The organism is Holdemania massiliensis AP2, from assembly GCF_000327285.1.
GTDB classification, from domain to species: Bacteria; Bacillota_I; Bacilli_A; order Erysipelotrichales; family Erysipelotrichaceae; genus Holdemania; species Holdemania massiliensis.
The window spans coordinates 1,631,269-1,647,455 of sequence record NZ_HE998567.1; the positions used below are offsets into that span (position 1 = coordinate 1,631,269).

The following is a 16,187-nucleotide window of genomic DNA, read 5'->3' on the forward strand; positions in this document are numbered from 1 at the left end:
CGCTTCCTCCTTATTTCATCATGTAGCTGCGGATCAGCCTGACTAAATCGTCATAGCCGCCCAAAAACTGGTTCATTGTCGCTAAGAATGCTCCGTAATGCTCAAATTCTTCTGGTTTCAGTCCGTCTTCCAAATAAGCTTTCTTGAATTCATCCAGCTTCATTAATTCCTCCATCAGCTTGGGTTCCACCGGCGTGTCGATGTTGTTTTTGATTTCCACATCGCTGCCGTTGTACTTGCGCTGCCAGTCGCTGGTGATCGTCAGCACGATATCCCCGCCGATGAATTCTTCCCAATGATGCTGATTGCGGAAGGCTGCCACTAACAGCTTGGTGCGGTAGCCGCGTTCTTGATATAAGCGGTAAGCATTCTTGACGACCGCAACTCCGGCCCAATCCAACGCCTCAGCGCTGATCAGCACGTCATGCTGCTTCACCCAGGCTTTTAAGTAGTCGTCGGTCCGGCCGGCCATGATCGTGCAGACCGGATGCATTTCAGCTGTCGGCAGGCCTTCGGCTTCGCGCCGGGCTAATCCGCGCTCAACCGCTTCCGCCACCGCAATCGCCTGGGCGCAGGTGAAGGAAACCGTCGCGTTGATGCTGATGCCGCGATAGGTTAATTCCTCGAATGCTTCAACACCGGCTTTGGATGTCGGAGCTTTGATTTGGGAGTTGGGTACGACTGCCGCTAACTCGCAGGCCTGTTCAACCATCTTGTCTTTGCTGCGGTAGAACTTGGCGTTGGTCTGAAAGGAAATCCGGCCTTTCTGACCCTGACTGGCTTCAAACAGTGGCAGTAAGAGCTTGCTGGCCTTGGCGCCCAGGGCTTTGATCACATCCCAAGCGACTTCATCTTCGGTATAAGCCGGATGATCGGCGATGATCGTTTTGATCGTTTCTTCCCATTGCGGCAGTTCTTTCTTCAGGACATTGCCGACGATGACTGGATTTGTGGTCGCGCCGCTGGCACCGTTGTCGATCGCGTACTGCAGTTCCGCGCAGCTGCAGGAGTCGTTCCAGACTTCGGTCTGCGGAAACTGCGTGACGGTTTCATATAATTTATTCATTCGCCGTCCTCCTAACTCAGCCAGTCCTTTTTATCCTTGGGATTCCATTTCGTCGTGACCTTGCGCGTCGTTGTCAAAAACGGCAGCGAACCATAGCCGGTAATATCGCCATATCCAAACTTAGAGCCTTTCAAGCCGCCGAAGGAAAACGGATCGCGCGGAACCGGAACGCCGATGTTGACTCCCAGCATGCCGCTGGATAATCCCAGCACCGCTTTCTGAGCGTAAAGTCCGGTATCCGTAAAAATCGAAGCCCCATTGCCGTACGGCGAACGATTCTGATAAGCAATCGCCTCTTCCAGCGTTGCGGCTTTGATGATTTCCAGAGTGGGCCCGAATACTTCTTCCTTTGGCATAACCTCGAAATCGTCATACAGAATGACGCTCGGACCGATATAATAGCCGTTAGGATCCCCTTCTATTTGGGCTTTTCGACCATCGACAACAATGCTGCCCGGTGTTTTCTCAAGATATTGACATACCTTGTCCACGGCCTTTTGGGAAATCAGCGGCGGACAATCCCGCCCAGCAACCATTTCTTTCGACAGTGTGATGATCTGATCAATGACAGCGTCGCAGTGACCGATCGCCAGCACCACCGAAGCTGCCATGCAGCGCTGGCCGCTCATGCCGTAAGCGGCGGAAGTAATCTCTTTCGCCACGATCTGCGGGTCGACTTCCTCGGTCACCAGGATATGATTTTTAGCTCCGCCCATGGCCAGACAGCGTTTCAAGCTGGCTGTTGCCCGTTTGTAAACCAGTTTGGCAACCGGTGTCGAACCGACAAAGGTCAGGGCGTCGATCCCCGGATGATCGCACAGCGCTTCCACGACTTCCTTTTCGCCATGGACAACGGAAAGCAGACCGTCCGGCAGCCCCGCCTTGGCAAACAATTCCGCGATTTTCATCGCGGTGATCGGCGTGGCTTCACTCGGTTTCAGAATGACCGCGTTGCCGCAGACCAAGGCATTGGGAATCGTCCACATCGGCACCATCAGCGGAAAATTAAACGGAGTAATGCAGGCGAGAACGCCAACAGGAAAGGTCATTTCCTTGACTTCAATTCCACTACTGACAAATTCGGTCCTGCCCGCGATCACGGCAGGGATGCTCACCGCAAATTCACACAGCTCCACAGCCTTGGCGAGGGCGGCGTGCGATTCGGCTAACGATTTGCCGTTTTCCTGCGTGATGATCTGCGCCAGTTCTGCTTCATGATCCAGCAGCTGCTGACGCATCGCAAACAACACTTCGGTGCGTTTCTTATAGGTCAACTGCGCCCATTGCTTTTGGGCTGTCCGGGCTTTGGCCACGGCCTTATCGATCATCGCTGAATCGGCATAGCTGACCTCACCGATCACCTGACCGTTTAGCGGGCTGGTAATCGGATGAACAGCAGCGGGGTTATGCAGCGTTTCGCTGCCGATTTGATTATCAACTTTCCACATCTTCGATGCCTTCTTCCTGCTTGATTTCCGCAATCGTTACCGGACGATGCTCACGCATGGATTTCTCTGCCGCCTTCGCCATCAGCACCGGGATCAGGCCGTCGGCTCCGCCGACAGCGGTCGGTTTGTTTTCCTGAATGGCCTGCGTGAAGCTGATAATCTCCTCGGCAAAGGACTGCATGTAGCGTTCCAGAAAGAAATACAGCGGCTTTTCCGATTGGATTCCCTGTTCATCGCTGAGAATCAGCGTGCTGGCCGTATCATTCTGCGTCGCGGCGCTGCCCTTGCTGCCAAAGACTTCCGCCCGCTGGTCATATCCGTAAGCTGCCCGGCGGCTGTTGCTGATGCAGCCGATCGCTCCGTTTTCAAACCGCAGCGTAATCTGAGCGCTGTCGATATCCCCAAGCTCCTGAATCCGCGGATTGACCAGCGCCGCGCCGGCGGCGTACACCTCGGTGACCTCACTGCCGGACAAATAGCGAACCATATCGAAATCATGAATCGTCATATCCATCAACATTCCGCCTGAAACCTTAACATAATCTAAGCTGGGGGCTTCAGGATCGCGGGAAACGACGGTGATGAAATGGGGGTCACCGATCCGCCCCTGTTCCACAGCCTGACGCAGCGCTTTGAAATTATGATCAAAGCGGCGGTTGAAGCCTACCTGAAAATGAACGCCGGCCTGTTTCACAGCTGTGATGACCTCAACGATTCGCTTGGGATCCGGGTCGATGGGTTTCTCACAGAAAATATGTTTTCCGGCCTTGGCGGCTTCCATGGACAATGCCGCATGGGTATGGGTTGAGCTGCAGATCAAAACGGCATCCAGACGAGGATCCTGGATCAGTTCCTCCGTATCTCTGCCGCATTCCATGATTCCTAATTTTCGGGCTTCGGCTTCCATTTCAGGATTCATAAACGGATCGCAGACCCGCAGAACGCAGGCGTCCTCAACCCGCGTCTGAATGCTGCGGGCATGAACTTTGCCGATCCGGCCGAAGCCGATAATTCCAATGTTCAACATTTTTCATTCCTCCTTTTAACAGCCAGTCTTTTCCCGGATAAATGTCCGGGCCTTGATGGCGTATTCCAATGGATTGGCTTTGGCCGGATCCTGTTCCGCTTCCACGACCATCCAGCCTTCATACTGATGCTGCGCCAGACAGGCAAAGATCGGTTCAAAGCTGATCACGCCGTCCGAGGGTACGGTAAAGCTTCCAGTCCGCACACCTTCCAGAAAACTGAGCTTCTCGCAGCGCACTTTTTCCAAGATTGCCGGCCGGACGTCCTTAAGATGAACGTGAACTACCCGGTTGATATGTTTTTCCAAAACACGCATCACCGCTTCCTGCGTTCCTTCGGAATAATAGAGATGACCGCAGTCGTAAAGCAGGCCAACCTGATTTGAGGTGTGTTCCATTAAATAATCGATTTCGGCTTCGGTCTGGACGCCGGTGCCCATGTGATGATGGACGCCCAGCTTCATGCCCTTTTCCGCCGCCAATGCCGCAAGCTCTTCAAAGCCTTCGATCACAGCCTGCCATTGGGCTTGGGTATAGACCGGCTTGGCGTCGAAGATCGGCAATGTCGTACCCTGAATGCTGTTGCCCTGCTCGCTGATCCCGATGACTTTGGCTCCTAACGCATGCAGGAAATCGCGATGTTCAATAAATTTCGCGATTGTTTCCGCTTTCTGACCGCGGGTGAAATAGGTGGAAAACCAGGCGTTGCAGATCTGTAACCCGCGCAGCTTCAGTGCTTTTTCCAACACTTCCGGATCGCGGGGATATTGGTTTCCGATCTCGCAGCCCGCATAGCCGGCCAGCGCCATTTCACTGATACATTGTTCAAATGTGTTTTCCCTGCCTAAATCAGGCATGTCGTCGTTGGTCCAGGCAATCGGCGCAATGCCGATTTTCACATGATTCAGCTTCATCTTAATATCTCCTTGCCTTTTCGCGCTGACTCTGCAGCTGCTGGTAGGCTTCCTCCACCTTCTCAAACGGACTGACCGAAGCCAGACCGACGTTCCACCAGGCATCATAACCGTCACTCATCGTTTTAGGCAGCACCTTGATGTCAATCAGGACGCTGTGCTTAGCGCGCGCCGCTTTGACGAGCGCCTCTTCCAGCTCTTTCTCACTACGCACCGTCCACGCTTCACAGCCGTAACCGCGGGCCACAGCCGCATAGTCAATCGGGATATAGCTGCCGTCAAGCTTTCCGCTCTGCAGACCGCGGTAGCGGAAATCCGTACAGAAACTCTCCAGACCGTTGGACATCTGCAGATTGCTGATGCAGCCGTTGCTCATATTATCGAACAGGCAGACCGTGATCTTGGCATTTTCCTGCAGCGACGTCACCAGCTCGCCATGCATCATCAGAAAGGCCGCGTCCCCGACCATCGCGTACACCTCACGCTGCGGCTGTGCCAGTTTAGCGCCCAAGGCGGCCGCAATTTCAAAGCCCATGCATGAATATCCATATTCCACGTTGTAGCTGTTTTCACTGCGGCTGATCCACATCCGCTGCAGATCACCCGGCAGCGAACCGCTGGCAGCGACGATTAACGAAGAAGGCGCAATTTTCTCATTGATCAATTTGATCGCGGCGGTCTGCGACAGACAGGACGCCGTCATCCGCTGATATTCCTGCAGCTGCTTTGCGTAATCGTTTTTGATTTCCGGCTGCACTTGCTCGGAATGCCGCACACGGGTAAAACGGGCGACTTCCTCATTCCATTGCCGTTTTACCTTGCTGATGCCGATATCATTTTCATGATGATAGTGATGCTGACGCAGAATCTGAGCCAGCTGCTCCAAAGCCACCTTGACGTCGGCCTTGATCGGCAGCGCGTCCATTTTTAAGCCGTGAAAATCCGACAGATTGATTTGAATCAGCTTGGCTTGGGAAAACAGCTCTTTAGACCCGGTCGTAAAATCCGTCAGCCGCGTACCCAACCCCAGAATCAGATCACAATCCCGAACATAGCGGTTGGCTGCGAGATTGCCGGTAACCCCGATTCCGCCCAGATTATAAAAGAAATCCGAGGTCACGGTGGATTTGCCGGCCTGCGTTTCCGCCATCGGCAGCTTGAACTCATTGCAGAATTCGCGGATCCTTGCCCCGGCCTCGCTGTAACGGCAGCCGCCGCCGACAATTAACAGCGGATGGCGGGAATCCAGAATCTGATAGGCTGCTTTGTGCAGCATCTCGCTGTCGGGAAGCGTACGGATCAGCGTATGAATTCGTTTCTTAAAAAAGCTTTCCGGGAAATCCCAAGCTTCCCCCTGCACGTCCTGCGGCAGGGCGATCGTGACCGCGCCGGTTCCCTGCGGATCACTCAGCACCCGCATTGCGTTGATCATCGCGCTCATCAGCATCTCCGGCCGCAGAATGCGATCAAAATAACGGCTGACCGGACGGAAGGCATCGTTGGTCGTCAAGGACAGATCATACGGCTGCTCAATCTGCTGCAGCACCGGGTCAGGCTGACGGGTCGCGAAGGTATCCCCCGGCAATAGCAGCAGCGGCAGATGATTGGCCGTGGCGGTCGCCGCCGCCGTCACCATGTTGGCGGCCCCCGGACCGACGGAGGAGGCTACGGCGATGATCTTGCGCCGCTGATGCTGCTTCGCAAAGCCGAGCGCCGTATGCGCCATCCCCTGTTCGTTGCGTCCCTGGAATACCTTCAATCCATGATCTTCATGAAGCAGCGCTTCGCCTAATCCCAACACGATTCCATGACCGAAGATCACGCTGACCCCTTCCACAAACTTACTTTCTTTTCCATCCAGGCTGACATACTGCTGATCCAGAAACCGAACCAGCGCCTGCGCCGTTGTACAATGCACTGTTTTCATTCCTTACCCTCCCGATTGCTCCGTCCGTACTTTCTTGTTGTTTCGGGTGCCGATCCCATTCGCCTCTGAAAGTCCCCTATGTTTACTGGACTTTTTAAAGCGAAGCCGCACCGGCGCTTGATTCCTCTGACCTCATTTCTTATAATGAAAACAAAGTCGAGGATAATGAAGCTATGAAATATAACCGTTTAAATGAAATTGAACTGTATTTGTCGCAGAAACAATATGCGTCGATTGAAGATCTTTTGGAAAAATTCAATATTTCCCTGCAGACGCTGCGGCGGGATCTCAAAGAACTCCAGGCCCGCGGCATCATCACCAAGGTATACGGCGGCGTGCTGTTCAAGCGCGGCAATTCCGTTCAGCTGGATCTCAGCCAGCCGGCAGCTCATTCGACGATCAACATTGAAGAAAAAATTAAGATTGGTGAATTAGCCGGATCGCTGGTGGAAAACAACGATATCATCTTCATCGATTCCGGATCCACGGCCCATTACATCGTTGATTTTCTTGCCGACAAAGAGAACATTACCGTCGTCACGCACAGCCTCGACGTCCTCAATGCTGTAAGCAAATACCCGTCAATCCATTGTCTGGCCTTGGGCGGCGCCTATCATCATGAAAGCCGTTCCTATTACGTCGATACCGATACGATGCGGTATCTGTTCAACAAATCCTTCATCGCCACCGTCGGCTTATCTCTGCCCCGGGGTTTAACCAACATGAACTTTTACGAAGCGGCGGTCAAAACCAAGGTCATCGCCAACTCAATCAAAAATTACGTGCTCTGCGATCATACCAAATTCAACGTGACCGCCTTCAATAACTTCGCTTCACTGGAAAAAATTGAAGGCGTGATCACGGATGAATGTCCGCCGGACAATTACCTGAATTACTTCAAGCGCAGCAATATCCAGCTTTTTTATTAATCAATTAGGCAGATCGCCTTGGGTTAAAGTTCAAAATGGGTGACTTCTCTGGCCCTTGGGCATTGCTTCCAATAGTCTTCGATCATCTGTAAATTCAGATCCCAGCGGAAGCAGCCCAGCACTTCCGTGCACAGTCCGCCCATGATATTGCCATAGCGGATGCAGTCCACTAACGGCAGTTCATGGTATAAACCATAGATCAAACCGGTCAGAAAGTTATCGCCGGCGCCGGTGGGATCAATCGTCTTAAACGTTAAGCCCGGCACGTGGATATACTTGGAATTCAGCTTAGCGATGCAGCCCCGCCGTCCGAGTTTGACGATCGGGGTTTTTGTATACGCTTCCAGCCGATCCAACATCGCCAGCGGATCGTGCGTGCCGGTCAGCTTTTCCGCTTCTTTTTCGTTGGGTGTGAAGTAATCGCAGACCTTGAGATGCTCGCCGATCTTCTGAAAGGACAGATCATCCGTCCAGCCGACGTCGAACACAAGAATTTTGCCTTCTTCCTTCAGCTTGCGCGCGACTGATAAATCCTGCGGACAGAAGCAGATGGAACTGGACTTATAAAATTCATAAATCGTTTCCGGACCGCAGTCCAGCTCATCCGCGCCTTCGTTGTAACAGACAAAGCTGCGCTCAGCTTCCGTCGTGATCACGCAGGTCACGACTACCGGATGTTTTTTCCTTGTCTGAAGTGTTTCCACATAATGAAAGCGGATGTCGTTCAGCAGATCGCTGGCAATTCGGGATTGAAAATCATCGCCGAAATACGTTCCCAGTTTGACCGGAATTCCCAGCCGGTTCAGCATGATCGGAATGACCATCGGTCCCCCGCCCAGCTCGATCTTAAAATCGGTTGCGAACACTTCTTCCCCTTCGTTGGGAAAACGGTTGATATCTTTATAGATGAGATCGACGTTCATCTGACCGATCACGGCCACGATTTTACTCATTTCCATGGCGGCATCCCGTCCTTTTGACTTTCCTTTAGGAAAGCATCGACCAGTTTTTCCGCCAGATCAAGATTGGCGACCAGCGGGTGGATCAGCAAGGCTTTCACAGCCAGATCCCGGTCACGATTTAAAATCGCGCGGACAGCGGTGCGTTCGTATTCCTTCATCGTCTGAATCAGATTCATGATCGGCTGAGGAATGTGCTGCTGAGGGATCGGATGAGCGCCGTCATGATCGATCCGGCAGGAAATTTCCACGACGTCCTCATCCCGCAGTCCCGCAATCGCACCGCGGTTGGGAACGGAAAGAATCATTTCAACCGGTTCATCCTGGAAAAGCGCCTTGACAAAACGCAGCGCTACCCCAGCATAGCCGCCTTCATCCGGGGTGGATAAAAATTCCTCCACGCTAGGCACTTCGTAATGCCGCACGCGGGCCTTGCCGGATTCATTCATCATATAGTGATTTTCCCGAATGTTATAATGCTCAAAGAAAATCCGGAACGCTTTTTCAAATTCCTGATCGGGATCGACGTTTTCCAGCGCCTTGTTCATCATCGTGTTGACGCGTTCAATCAGCTGCGCCCGTGATTCCCCGGCCTGTCGGCTGGATTGAATGACCTTGCGGGTGTAATAGTAAAAATACAGATATTCATTAGGCAGACAGCCATCGGTCATTTTCAGAACCTGCGGCTCAAACAGCCGCATCTCGGTTTTGACAAACAGGTTAGGATCGGTAAAGATCGGCTCGGTAACGTCCTTGCCGTCGACCTGAAAATGGGTAAACCACGAGAGATGATTCAAGCCGAAGCATTCACAGGAAAAGCGGTTTTCCGCCACATTGAGCATCGCTGCCAGCTGCTTGACAAATTCGCTTGGGGCATCGCAGATCCCATAAACCGGATAACCGCAGGAATTCAGCGCCTGGGTGACAATCCCGCTGGGATTGGTAAAGTTGAAGATCAGACAGCCGGGATGAGCCAGCTGCTTGATTTTTTCGCAGTAGTCCAACAGCACCGGAATGGAGCGCATCGCCATCGCAAAACCGCAGGCGCCGGTCGTTTCCTGCGCTAATAAACCAGTCTGACTGACGATTTCCTCATCCCGAACGCGGCTGTGATCGCCTCCGGAACGAATTGTCGTGATTACGAAATCCGCGTCGGTTACGGCTTCCTCTACGCTGCGGGTCAGTGTGACCTGCAGCGCGGGGGCGATGCGGATCGCGATCTGCCGGGCCAGTTTGCCATACCGATCCAGCTTGGCTTGATCGACATCCATCAGCACGACTTCCGTCAGATTCGCCAAACCGGCATTGCAGGCAATACTCTTGGCCAGAAAACAGGATCGGACGCCGCCGCCTCCCAATACGCACAGTTTCATAAGAGTTCCCCTTTCTTACAGATAACGGGCAATTTCTTCCTTAAAGAAGTCGATATCGGCAGTGATCAACGCTTCTTCCGGCAGCCCTTTGGCCTTGGCATACAGAGTGTCGGCATAGGTCAGCACCGCGCGGACATCAAGCGGTTTGCCCAAGCTGTTGAACTTGTAGTAATTGTTATGATAGATATCATCCAGCACCGCATCCGGCAGATCCAGACCCCGGCAATGTTCCTCAAACGCCGTAAATTCTTCCTTGGTTTCCAACACCCGCTGCAGGCAATCCACTGTCTGCTGCCAATGATCGGAGAAGGTATCCGTACCATAGAGAATTTTATGGGAATAATCGCGGAAGAAATCCCGCCATAATTCCACATCCTTGGCAAAGTTCTCAAACATTTCCCAGCCCGGCGTGATATCGAAATACAAATTTGGGTAGCGGTCAAGCATTTCACAGCACAATCCGTGCTGATCGGAAATGAAGAAGAAATGCGGAATGCACAGCTTCAAATTGGGATGCTTGCGCAAAAACCCGAAGGTTTCCTGATCAATTTCCAGCTTTTTCGGAAATGTCCCGTCGCCGTAGAAATTCCCCTTGCCCACAGCCCACTGCGGAAGCAGATCGGCATGCCAGAATTCCATCGGATCGTTGATATGATACAGAATCGGGAACTGACGTTTAGCGGCATAGTCGAACATCAGATCATAGGCCGGATCATCCAGCCGACGGTTTAAGCGCTTGCGGATTCCCGGCTTGCCATCGAGCATCTTGATTCCGTCATAGCCCATTTTGTCAAACATCTCGATCTGCGCCCGCAGATTTTCCCCATCCGGCAGCTGCATGCCGTCATAATGAAATGAGGCATAAGCCAAGGCGCGTCCCTGGCCTTTCAGTTTCAGCAGCGCGCCCATCAGATTCTGCGTCAGCGCGCGGCTGCCGATTAAGGTACAGCCTAAGAATGTCCAGTGATCATATCCGCAGGTTTCAACCATGTCGAAGCATTCCTGAATCTTCTCAGGATCAAATAGGTGGATGTGACAGTCGCTGATCGGTCTTCTAAATTGCAGCATGATTAATTCCTTTCCGTTGTCGGAACGATTTTTTCCGGCAGCTCATAGTCGTCGTGGGGCAAAAGCTCATAGGCTTTAACCCATTCAAAACGTTTGTAAAGCCGAAAGCCTTCGGCGTAGCGGATTTCCTGGCGCCGGCACTGCAGCGCGCGGAAACGGTTGACGATTTCGATCATTTCCTTCGGGTCTTCGCTGAACTGCGACTGATGCTGACGAGCCATTGCAAGCTTGGTTTCCATGAATTCAGTAATATCCACATAATAATCCGGATTGAAATCGACCCCGCAGGCTGTATCGGCGAAGAACACCGGCGCCCAGGCGCTGTTGAGAACTAAGCGCGACAGACAGCGGTGATCATTGTGGTAATCGTTGGGGGCACAGGTAAAGATGACGTCGGGGGTCAGCTGTTCCATCACCGTGATGACCTTTTCATAACAATCCCGATCCTCGATCAACCGATGATCCTCCAGATCCAGAAAAATGGGTTCAACGCCCAGCATAGCGCAGGAACGCCGGGCTTCGGCATGACGAATGGAAACGATTTCCTCAGCACTGACGGAATCAGGAAGATGTCCCAGCCCCCGCCGGCCATCCATGGCAATCACCACATGCACCTCATGCCCCTGGGCTTTGTATTTCAGCAGGGTGCCGGCAACCAGTATTTCCATATCATCCGGATGCGGCATCATCGCCACGACTTTTAATTGACGCATAAGGCTCCTTTCTGAGCGCGCTTTTCTGTTTTCAATTCGCGGAATACAGCGCGGCAGGCTGTAGCTTTCATCAGCCAGGTGGCGCTCATAAACAAGATCGTCACGGCTTCAATTCCCCAACCCCAGCGCGCTTCCGCAAAGCTCAGGCATTGATAGATCATCGAGAAGCCGATCCAAAGATAGCTGTAACGGGCGCTGGGTGAAGTCCGAAGCGTTCGTAGCGGATAGAGCATAACCACAAGAGCTGTGTTGATAACAAAAAGCAGAGAAGGCAGCGAAGCACACAGCTGCAGTATTCCTTTCTGCGAATCCAGGACTTCCAGCTGATACAGATCCTGCGCCGGATCGATCAAAAGATAAGCATTATTCTTTAAGATCAAGGTGATCAGACCCGCGCTGATCAGCAGAGAGAACATCCCCAGAATCAAGGTAACCTGATAAACTTTCTTTTTCATCAGCCCTTCACCCCGGTCTTGGCAATGCCTTCAACAAATTGTTTCTGGAAAATCATAAAGATGATGATCATCGGCAAAACGGAAATGACCGCACCGGCCATGACCTGTTCATAGTAAGTCGTATGCTCGCCGATCAGCATCGCCAGACCGGCAGACAGCGTCATTTTTTCAATCGAACGGTTGACGATGATCGGCCACATCAGATTTTTCCAGGTGCTCAGCATCGTCATGATGCCCAGCGCCACTAAGTTCGGCGTGACTAGCGGCAGCATGATCTGCCAGTAGATCCGAAAATACGAACAGCCGTCCATCCGCGCCGCCTCATCCAGATCCTTCGGGATGGTCTGAAATGCCTGACGCAGCAGGAAGACGCCGAACACGCTGAACAAGGACGGCAGCACTAAAGCCGTTAAGGTATTAGTCAGCTTCAGCTGCACCATCAGCCGAAACTGCGGGATCAAGAAGATCTGACCCGGCACCATCATCAGTCCCAGCATGCCGATAAATAGAATGTTCTTCAACGGGAATTCCAGCCGTGCAAAGGCATAGGCTGCCAGAGAAACGATGAACAGCTGTCCGGCAATTGTAACGAGGGTGACGACAATGGTATTCCAGTACAATGTCAAAAATGGAAATTTGTTGTATACGATCTCATAATTGACCCATTGAATTTCCTTTGGAAACATCTGCAAAGGAATCCGAATCGCTTCCTCATAGGTCTTGATTGAGGTCAGAAACATCCAGACAAAGGGGATCAGCATGATCAGCGCAAAGATCACCAGCGCTGCATGAAACAGAAATTTGACTTTATTCTCTTTCATAAGGACCTCCTTAATCGTAATTAACCCAGTATTTCTGGGCTACAAACTGGACGGCGGTGATCGCCAGAATAATCAGAAACAGAACGACCGAGATTGCCGAAGCATAACCACGGATATTCTGGGTAAATGCAATTTCATAGAAGTAGCTGACCAGGCTCATCGAATATTGATAAGCTACGGTATTTCGCTGAATCATTAGGAAGATGAAATCAAAGATCTGCAGGATATTGATCATTGACATGATCGTAACGAAGAAAATCGTCGGGCTTAATAACGGCAAAGTGACCTTGAAGAAAATCTGCATTTTGTTTGCGCCGTCGATTTCCGCCGCCTCATAATAAATCTTAGAAATTCCCTGCAGTCCCGCCAGCATGATGATGACCTGATAGCTGACCATCGACCAGACCAGAACGATCAGAATGGCCCATTTTACAGTATTGGGATCGCTCAGCCAGGCAATCGGCTGTCCGCCGAGCTTGACAATGATGTAGTTCAGCAGGCCGTACTGGTAATTCATCAGCCAGCGCCAAAGCAGGCCGATCGCTGCCGGCATCGTAATCGCCGGAAGAAAGATCGCGGTGCGGTACAAGGTTTGACCCTTGATTTTCTGGTTGAGCAGCCAGGCGATGACGACCGAGAAGCCTACGACTAACGGGACGCCCAGCACTGTGTAAAACAGCGTGTTTTTTAAGGCCGTCCAAAACAAAGGATCGTTGAACAGCCGGATGTAGTTGCTCCAGCCGACAAAGGTCGGCGGTCCGAAGGCACCAACTTTATTGAAGCTGAAATAAATATTTTGAATGAAAGCAAAGAAGTAAAAGATCAGTAAGCCGATCACCATCGGTGCAATAAACAGATACGCCGCGCCGGCTTCCTTGACTTTTCGTCTGGAAAATTTCAGTTTGTTTGTACTCATGGGACTCCTCCTGATTCCAATGAATCAGAGTTAGGCAAAATCAGCTTTGCCTAACTCCGGATCTCGCATAATAAATTAATTCAGCTGATCAAGCACCGCCTGCGCCTTGGCTGCTCCATCCTTCAGCGCCTGTTCGACCGGCTGCTGACCTGAAAGGGCCATCGCAATCGCATCGTTGACGAAGGTGTTCCATTCAAAGTTGCCGTTGGTCGGATATGGGAATCCGGTCTTGGTCACGTCGGCAATCACCTGCGCGTCGATATTCTTAAAGCTCTTGACATATTCTTTCTGAGCTTCAAAGTTAGCCGGGAAGTCGATACCATTCTGTGCTTCCACGCTCATTGCTTCTGCCCCAGTCAAGTATTTGATCAATTCCCAAGCTTCTTCCGGATGCTTGGTCTGGGATGCAATCGCATAGCCTAAACCGCCCAGAACCGACTTGTTATTGACTGCCATGGAAGGCATCGGAATTAACTGAATCGCACCATTCTGACCTAAGCTTGACGTATCCAAAACGGAGGCTTTCCATGAACCGATAAAGACGATCGCGCCCTGACCGGAAACAAACAGGTCTGTCCCTTTAGTTTCGGATAAAACGGTATACGGAGCCATCATTTTCTGATCCATCAGATCAACCATCTGTTGGATTGTGTCGATTCCTGCCGGTTCTGCGACGCCGGTCTTCTTTCCGTCTTCAGACAGATAAACCGCACCGTTTTGTTCAAAGAAATTGACGAAGGAAGGCTGAGCATCCAGTTCCATGACGATCGGATATTCCGTGCCGCCTGCCGCTTCAATCGCATCGCGCAGCTGACCGGCAATTGTCCGCATATCATCCCAAGTCCAGCCTTCTTTCGGCAGCTCGACGTTGTACTTCGTAAAGATTTCGGTATTCAGCGCGACATAGACGGCATCCAGCCCCTTCGGCAGACAGTATTGTGTGCCTTCATAATTGAACGCCTGAACACGGGCATCGACATACTGCGTCAAATCATAACTTTCTGCCTGAATGAATTCATCCAAAGGCTTTAAGACGCCGCCTTCGACATACTTCGGCAAATACGTGTTCATCCACATAACGTCTGCGGATTCTCCGGATTCCAGCGAAGCATCCAGCTTCTGCCAGTAGTTGCTCCACGGAACCTGTTCAATGGTCGCGACGATTTCACCGTCATGCAGTTCATTGAATTTGTCGATATTCTTTTGGATAACTGGTGCCTGAACCTCATCCCACAAGGTAAGGCTGATCTGTACCGGACCGGAGGTTGTACTTTGTCCGCCATTGCCTCCATTAGAACAAGCGGACATGGATAAGACCATAAAGCTGCAGAGAAGAATGCTGAGTAATTTTTTCATAATAATGTTTCTTCCTTTCCGTTGGCGTCAGTGTAAGCGATTACATTTGAAAGTGTCAAATTTTATGTGTTCTTTTCTTGGTATTGTGTAAGAATTATTTTTGTATTTTTTGATACTCTTTTGATACTTTCTTGACTATTTCTTTTATCTTTTCTTATTTCCCGCATCTCATGATCAACAAAAAAAACCGTTCAATATCCACGGTTTTCTCGCCTTTTTCTGTATTTACTGAATTTTGAATCTGATCATTTTGATTTTTGCCGATTTCCAAAAACTTTTTTTACGCTCCTCAGTGCTTTTTTGAAATTCGCATTCAAGTTAGTCAAAAAAACTTTTATTCTCAAGAACTTTATAGCATCCCTGTTTATAACTTTTTTATTTCATCAAGATTTATAAAACACCGGAAACACCAATGCCATGAACAAAACGGCCAGCCCGCATATAGCTGATATAAATCCGCCCGACAATATCCTCTTGGATCGGTTTCCCGCGCCGCTCACATTCGGTAATTAAAGGCAGAAGATCCTGGCGTGTAAGCTGAAAAGGGTCCGCAGCTTCCAGCATATACTGCACTGTTTCCCCTCCTGGTAAAACTGCCATTTCCGCGGGCAGATCCAGTCCCAGCTTATTTTTATTGCGCTCCAGAATTCCCAATCCGATACACACATCCAAGGGTTTTCGATCTTGGATCAGACTTTCAATACCGATTTTAATGGATACGTAGGAAAACGGCATGTTTTCTGCCAATAACTCAATGGCTTCCAAAAGCGCCGGCGTCATCTTAGCTGAAGCGCCAAAATTCCAGACATTATAGCTGTTATCCCGATAATAAAGGGAAAAACCGTTGCGGTATTGGGTGACCATTTTAAAATACTCCTGCATTTCTTTTAATCGCTGCAGCTTAATTTCCTGTTGGTGAATTTGCTTTTCCAGTTCAAGTTCATGAGTCCCCACCCAACGATCAATTTCTTCCAGTTCCTCATTTTCAGCATTTAGTGATTCCTGGATGCTCATATCAAAACTGCGCAGCATCTGCGCATGATAGATTTTCAGCGCATCCTGTGCGGTAAAATTACGGTAATTGTTGTCCTGACGTTCTCCCTGAATCAAGCCCATACGATCATAGTAACGAACTTTACTGCTGACAATACCCAGCTGTCTGGCAAACTCATTCACCTTCATGTCCTTCACCTGTGTTCCTTCTGTTTTACTAGCTT

Annotated in this window: 15 protein-coding genes; 1 reads left to right on the top strand and 14 read right to left on the bottom strand. The window is 50.9% G+C overall.

Translation table 11 applies throughout. The features are described 5' to 3' along the window. Nucleotides 1-10 precede the first annotated feature (10 nt). Genes BN162_RS07680 through iolD form a run of 5 tightly spaced genes read right to left on the bottom strand, consistent with a single transcriptional unit; the run spans nucleotide 11 to nucleotide 6,380 of the window. Nucleotides 11-1,066, bottom strand: coding sequence for a transaldolase family protein (locus BN162_RS07680; RefSeq protein WP_020224494.1), 1,056 nt, complete (start codon nucleotides 1,064-1,066; stop codon nucleotides 11-13). An 11-nt stretch (nucleotides 1,067-1,077) separates the two neighbouring features. Further along, nucleotides 1,078-2,514: an aldehyde dehydrogenase family protein gene (locus tag BN162_RS07685; protein ID WP_020224495.1), complete on the bottom strand. Its 1,437-nt coding sequence runs from the start codon at nucleotides 2,512-2,514 to the stop codon at nucleotides 1,078-1,080. After that, a complete protein-coding gene (gene iolG, locus BN162_RS07690; protein WP_020224496.1) occupies nucleotides 2,501-3,541 on the bottom strand; it encodes an inositol 2-dehydrogenase in 1,041 nt (346 codons plus the stop codon). Before iolG ends, BN162_RS07685 begins: the two co-directional genes overlap by 14 nt. A 15-nt stretch (nucleotides 3,542-3,556) precedes the next feature. Next, nucleotides 3,557-4,453 carry a myo-inosose-2 dehydratase gene (iolE, locus tag BN162_RS07695; protein ID WP_020224497.1) on the bottom strand — a complete coding sequence of 299 codons (897 nt, stop codon included), beginning with the start codon at nucleotides 4,451-4,453 and terminating at the stop codon, nucleotides 3,557-3,559. Between the two features lies 1 nt (nucleotide 4,454). Further along, a complete protein-coding gene (iolD, locus tag BN162_RS07700; protein ID WP_020224498.1) occupies nucleotides 4,455-6,380 on the bottom strand; it encodes a 3D-(3,5/4)-trihydroxycyclohexane-1,2-dione acylhydrolase (decyclizing) in 1,926 nt (641 codons plus the stop codon). A 173-nt stretch (nucleotides 6,381-6,553) separates the two neighbouring features. Between iolD and BN162_RS07705 the strand changes: the two genes are divergently transcribed. Beyond that, nucleotides 6,554-7,309 carry a DeoR/GlpR family DNA-binding transcription regulator gene (locus tag BN162_RS07705; RefSeq protein ID WP_020224499.1) on the top strand — a complete coding sequence of 252 codons (756 nt, stop codon included), beginning with the start codon at nucleotides 6,554-6,556 and terminating at the stop codon, nucleotides 7,307-7,309. Nucleotides 7,310-7,332: 23 nt separating this feature from the next. Here the strand turns inward: BN162_RS07705 and BN162_RS07710 are convergent, their stop codons facing one another. From BN162_RS07710 to BN162_RS07750, 9 genes are all read right to left on the bottom strand, one after another. Next, nucleotides 7,333-8,262, bottom strand: coding sequence for a carbohydrate kinase family protein (locus BN162_RS07710; protein WP_208854743.1), 930 nt, complete (start codon nucleotides 8,260-8,262; stop codon nucleotides 7,333-7,335). Next, nucleotides 8,259-9,641: a family 4 glycosyl hydrolase gene (locus BN162_RS07715; RefSeq protein WP_020224501.1), complete on the bottom strand. Its 1,383-nt coding sequence runs from the start codon at nucleotides 9,639-9,641 to the stop codon at nucleotides 8,259-8,261. The genes BN162_RS07710 and BN162_RS07715 overlap by 4 nt, the downstream gene beginning before the upstream one ends. A gap of 15 nt (nucleotides 9,642-9,656) precedes the next feature. Next, nucleotides 9,657-10,709 (bottom strand): amidohydrolase family protein, encoded by a 1,053-nt coding sequence (locus BN162_RS07720; protein WP_081587846.1) that lies wholly within the window; start codon nucleotides 10,707-10,709, stop codon nucleotides 9,657-9,659. Nucleotides 10,710-10,711: 2 nt separating this feature from the next. Continuing rightward, on the bottom strand, nucleotides 10,712-11,422 hold the full coding sequence (locus BN162_RS07725) for a PIG-L deacetylase family protein (RefSeq protein ID WP_020224503.1): 711 nt from the start codon (nucleotides 11,420-11,422) through the stop codon (nucleotides 10,712-10,714). Beyond that, entirely contained in the window at nucleotides 11,410-11,877 is a 468-nt protein-coding gene (locus BN162_RS07730) for a hypothetical protein (RefSeq protein WP_020224504.1), read from the bottom strand. Before BN162_RS07730 ends, BN162_RS07725 begins: the two co-directional genes overlap by 13 nt. Next, nucleotides 11,877-12,698, bottom strand: coding sequence for a carbohydrate ABC transporter permease (locus BN162_RS07735; RefSeq protein WP_020224505.1), 822 nt, complete (start codon nucleotides 12,696-12,698; stop codon nucleotides 11,877-11,879). The genes BN162_RS07730 and BN162_RS07735 overlap by 1 nt, the downstream gene beginning before the upstream one ends. Nucleotides 12,699-12,708: 10 nt before the next feature. Next, nucleotides 12,709-13,614, bottom strand: a complete 906-nt coding sequence (locus tag BN162_RS07740; RefSeq protein ID WP_020224506.1) for a carbohydrate ABC transporter permease — start codon at nucleotides 13,612-13,614, stop codon at nucleotides 12,709-12,711. Nucleotides 13,615-13,689: 75 nt separating this feature from the next. Continuing rightward, the gene (locus BN162_RS07745) at nucleotides 13,690-14,970 is read right to left on the bottom strand and encodes an ABC transporter substrate-binding protein (RefSeq protein WP_020224507.1); all 1,281 of its coding nucleotides are present in this window, start codon (nucleotides 14,968-14,970) and stop codon (nucleotides 13,690-13,692) included. A gap of 390 nt (nucleotides 14,971-15,360) precedes the next feature. Beyond that, a complete protein-coding gene (locus BN162_RS07750; RefSeq protein WP_020224509.1) occupies nucleotides 15,361-16,152 on the bottom strand; it encodes a MerR family transcriptional regulator in 792 nt (263 codons plus the stop codon). Nucleotides 16,153-16,187 lie beyond the last annotated feature (35 nt).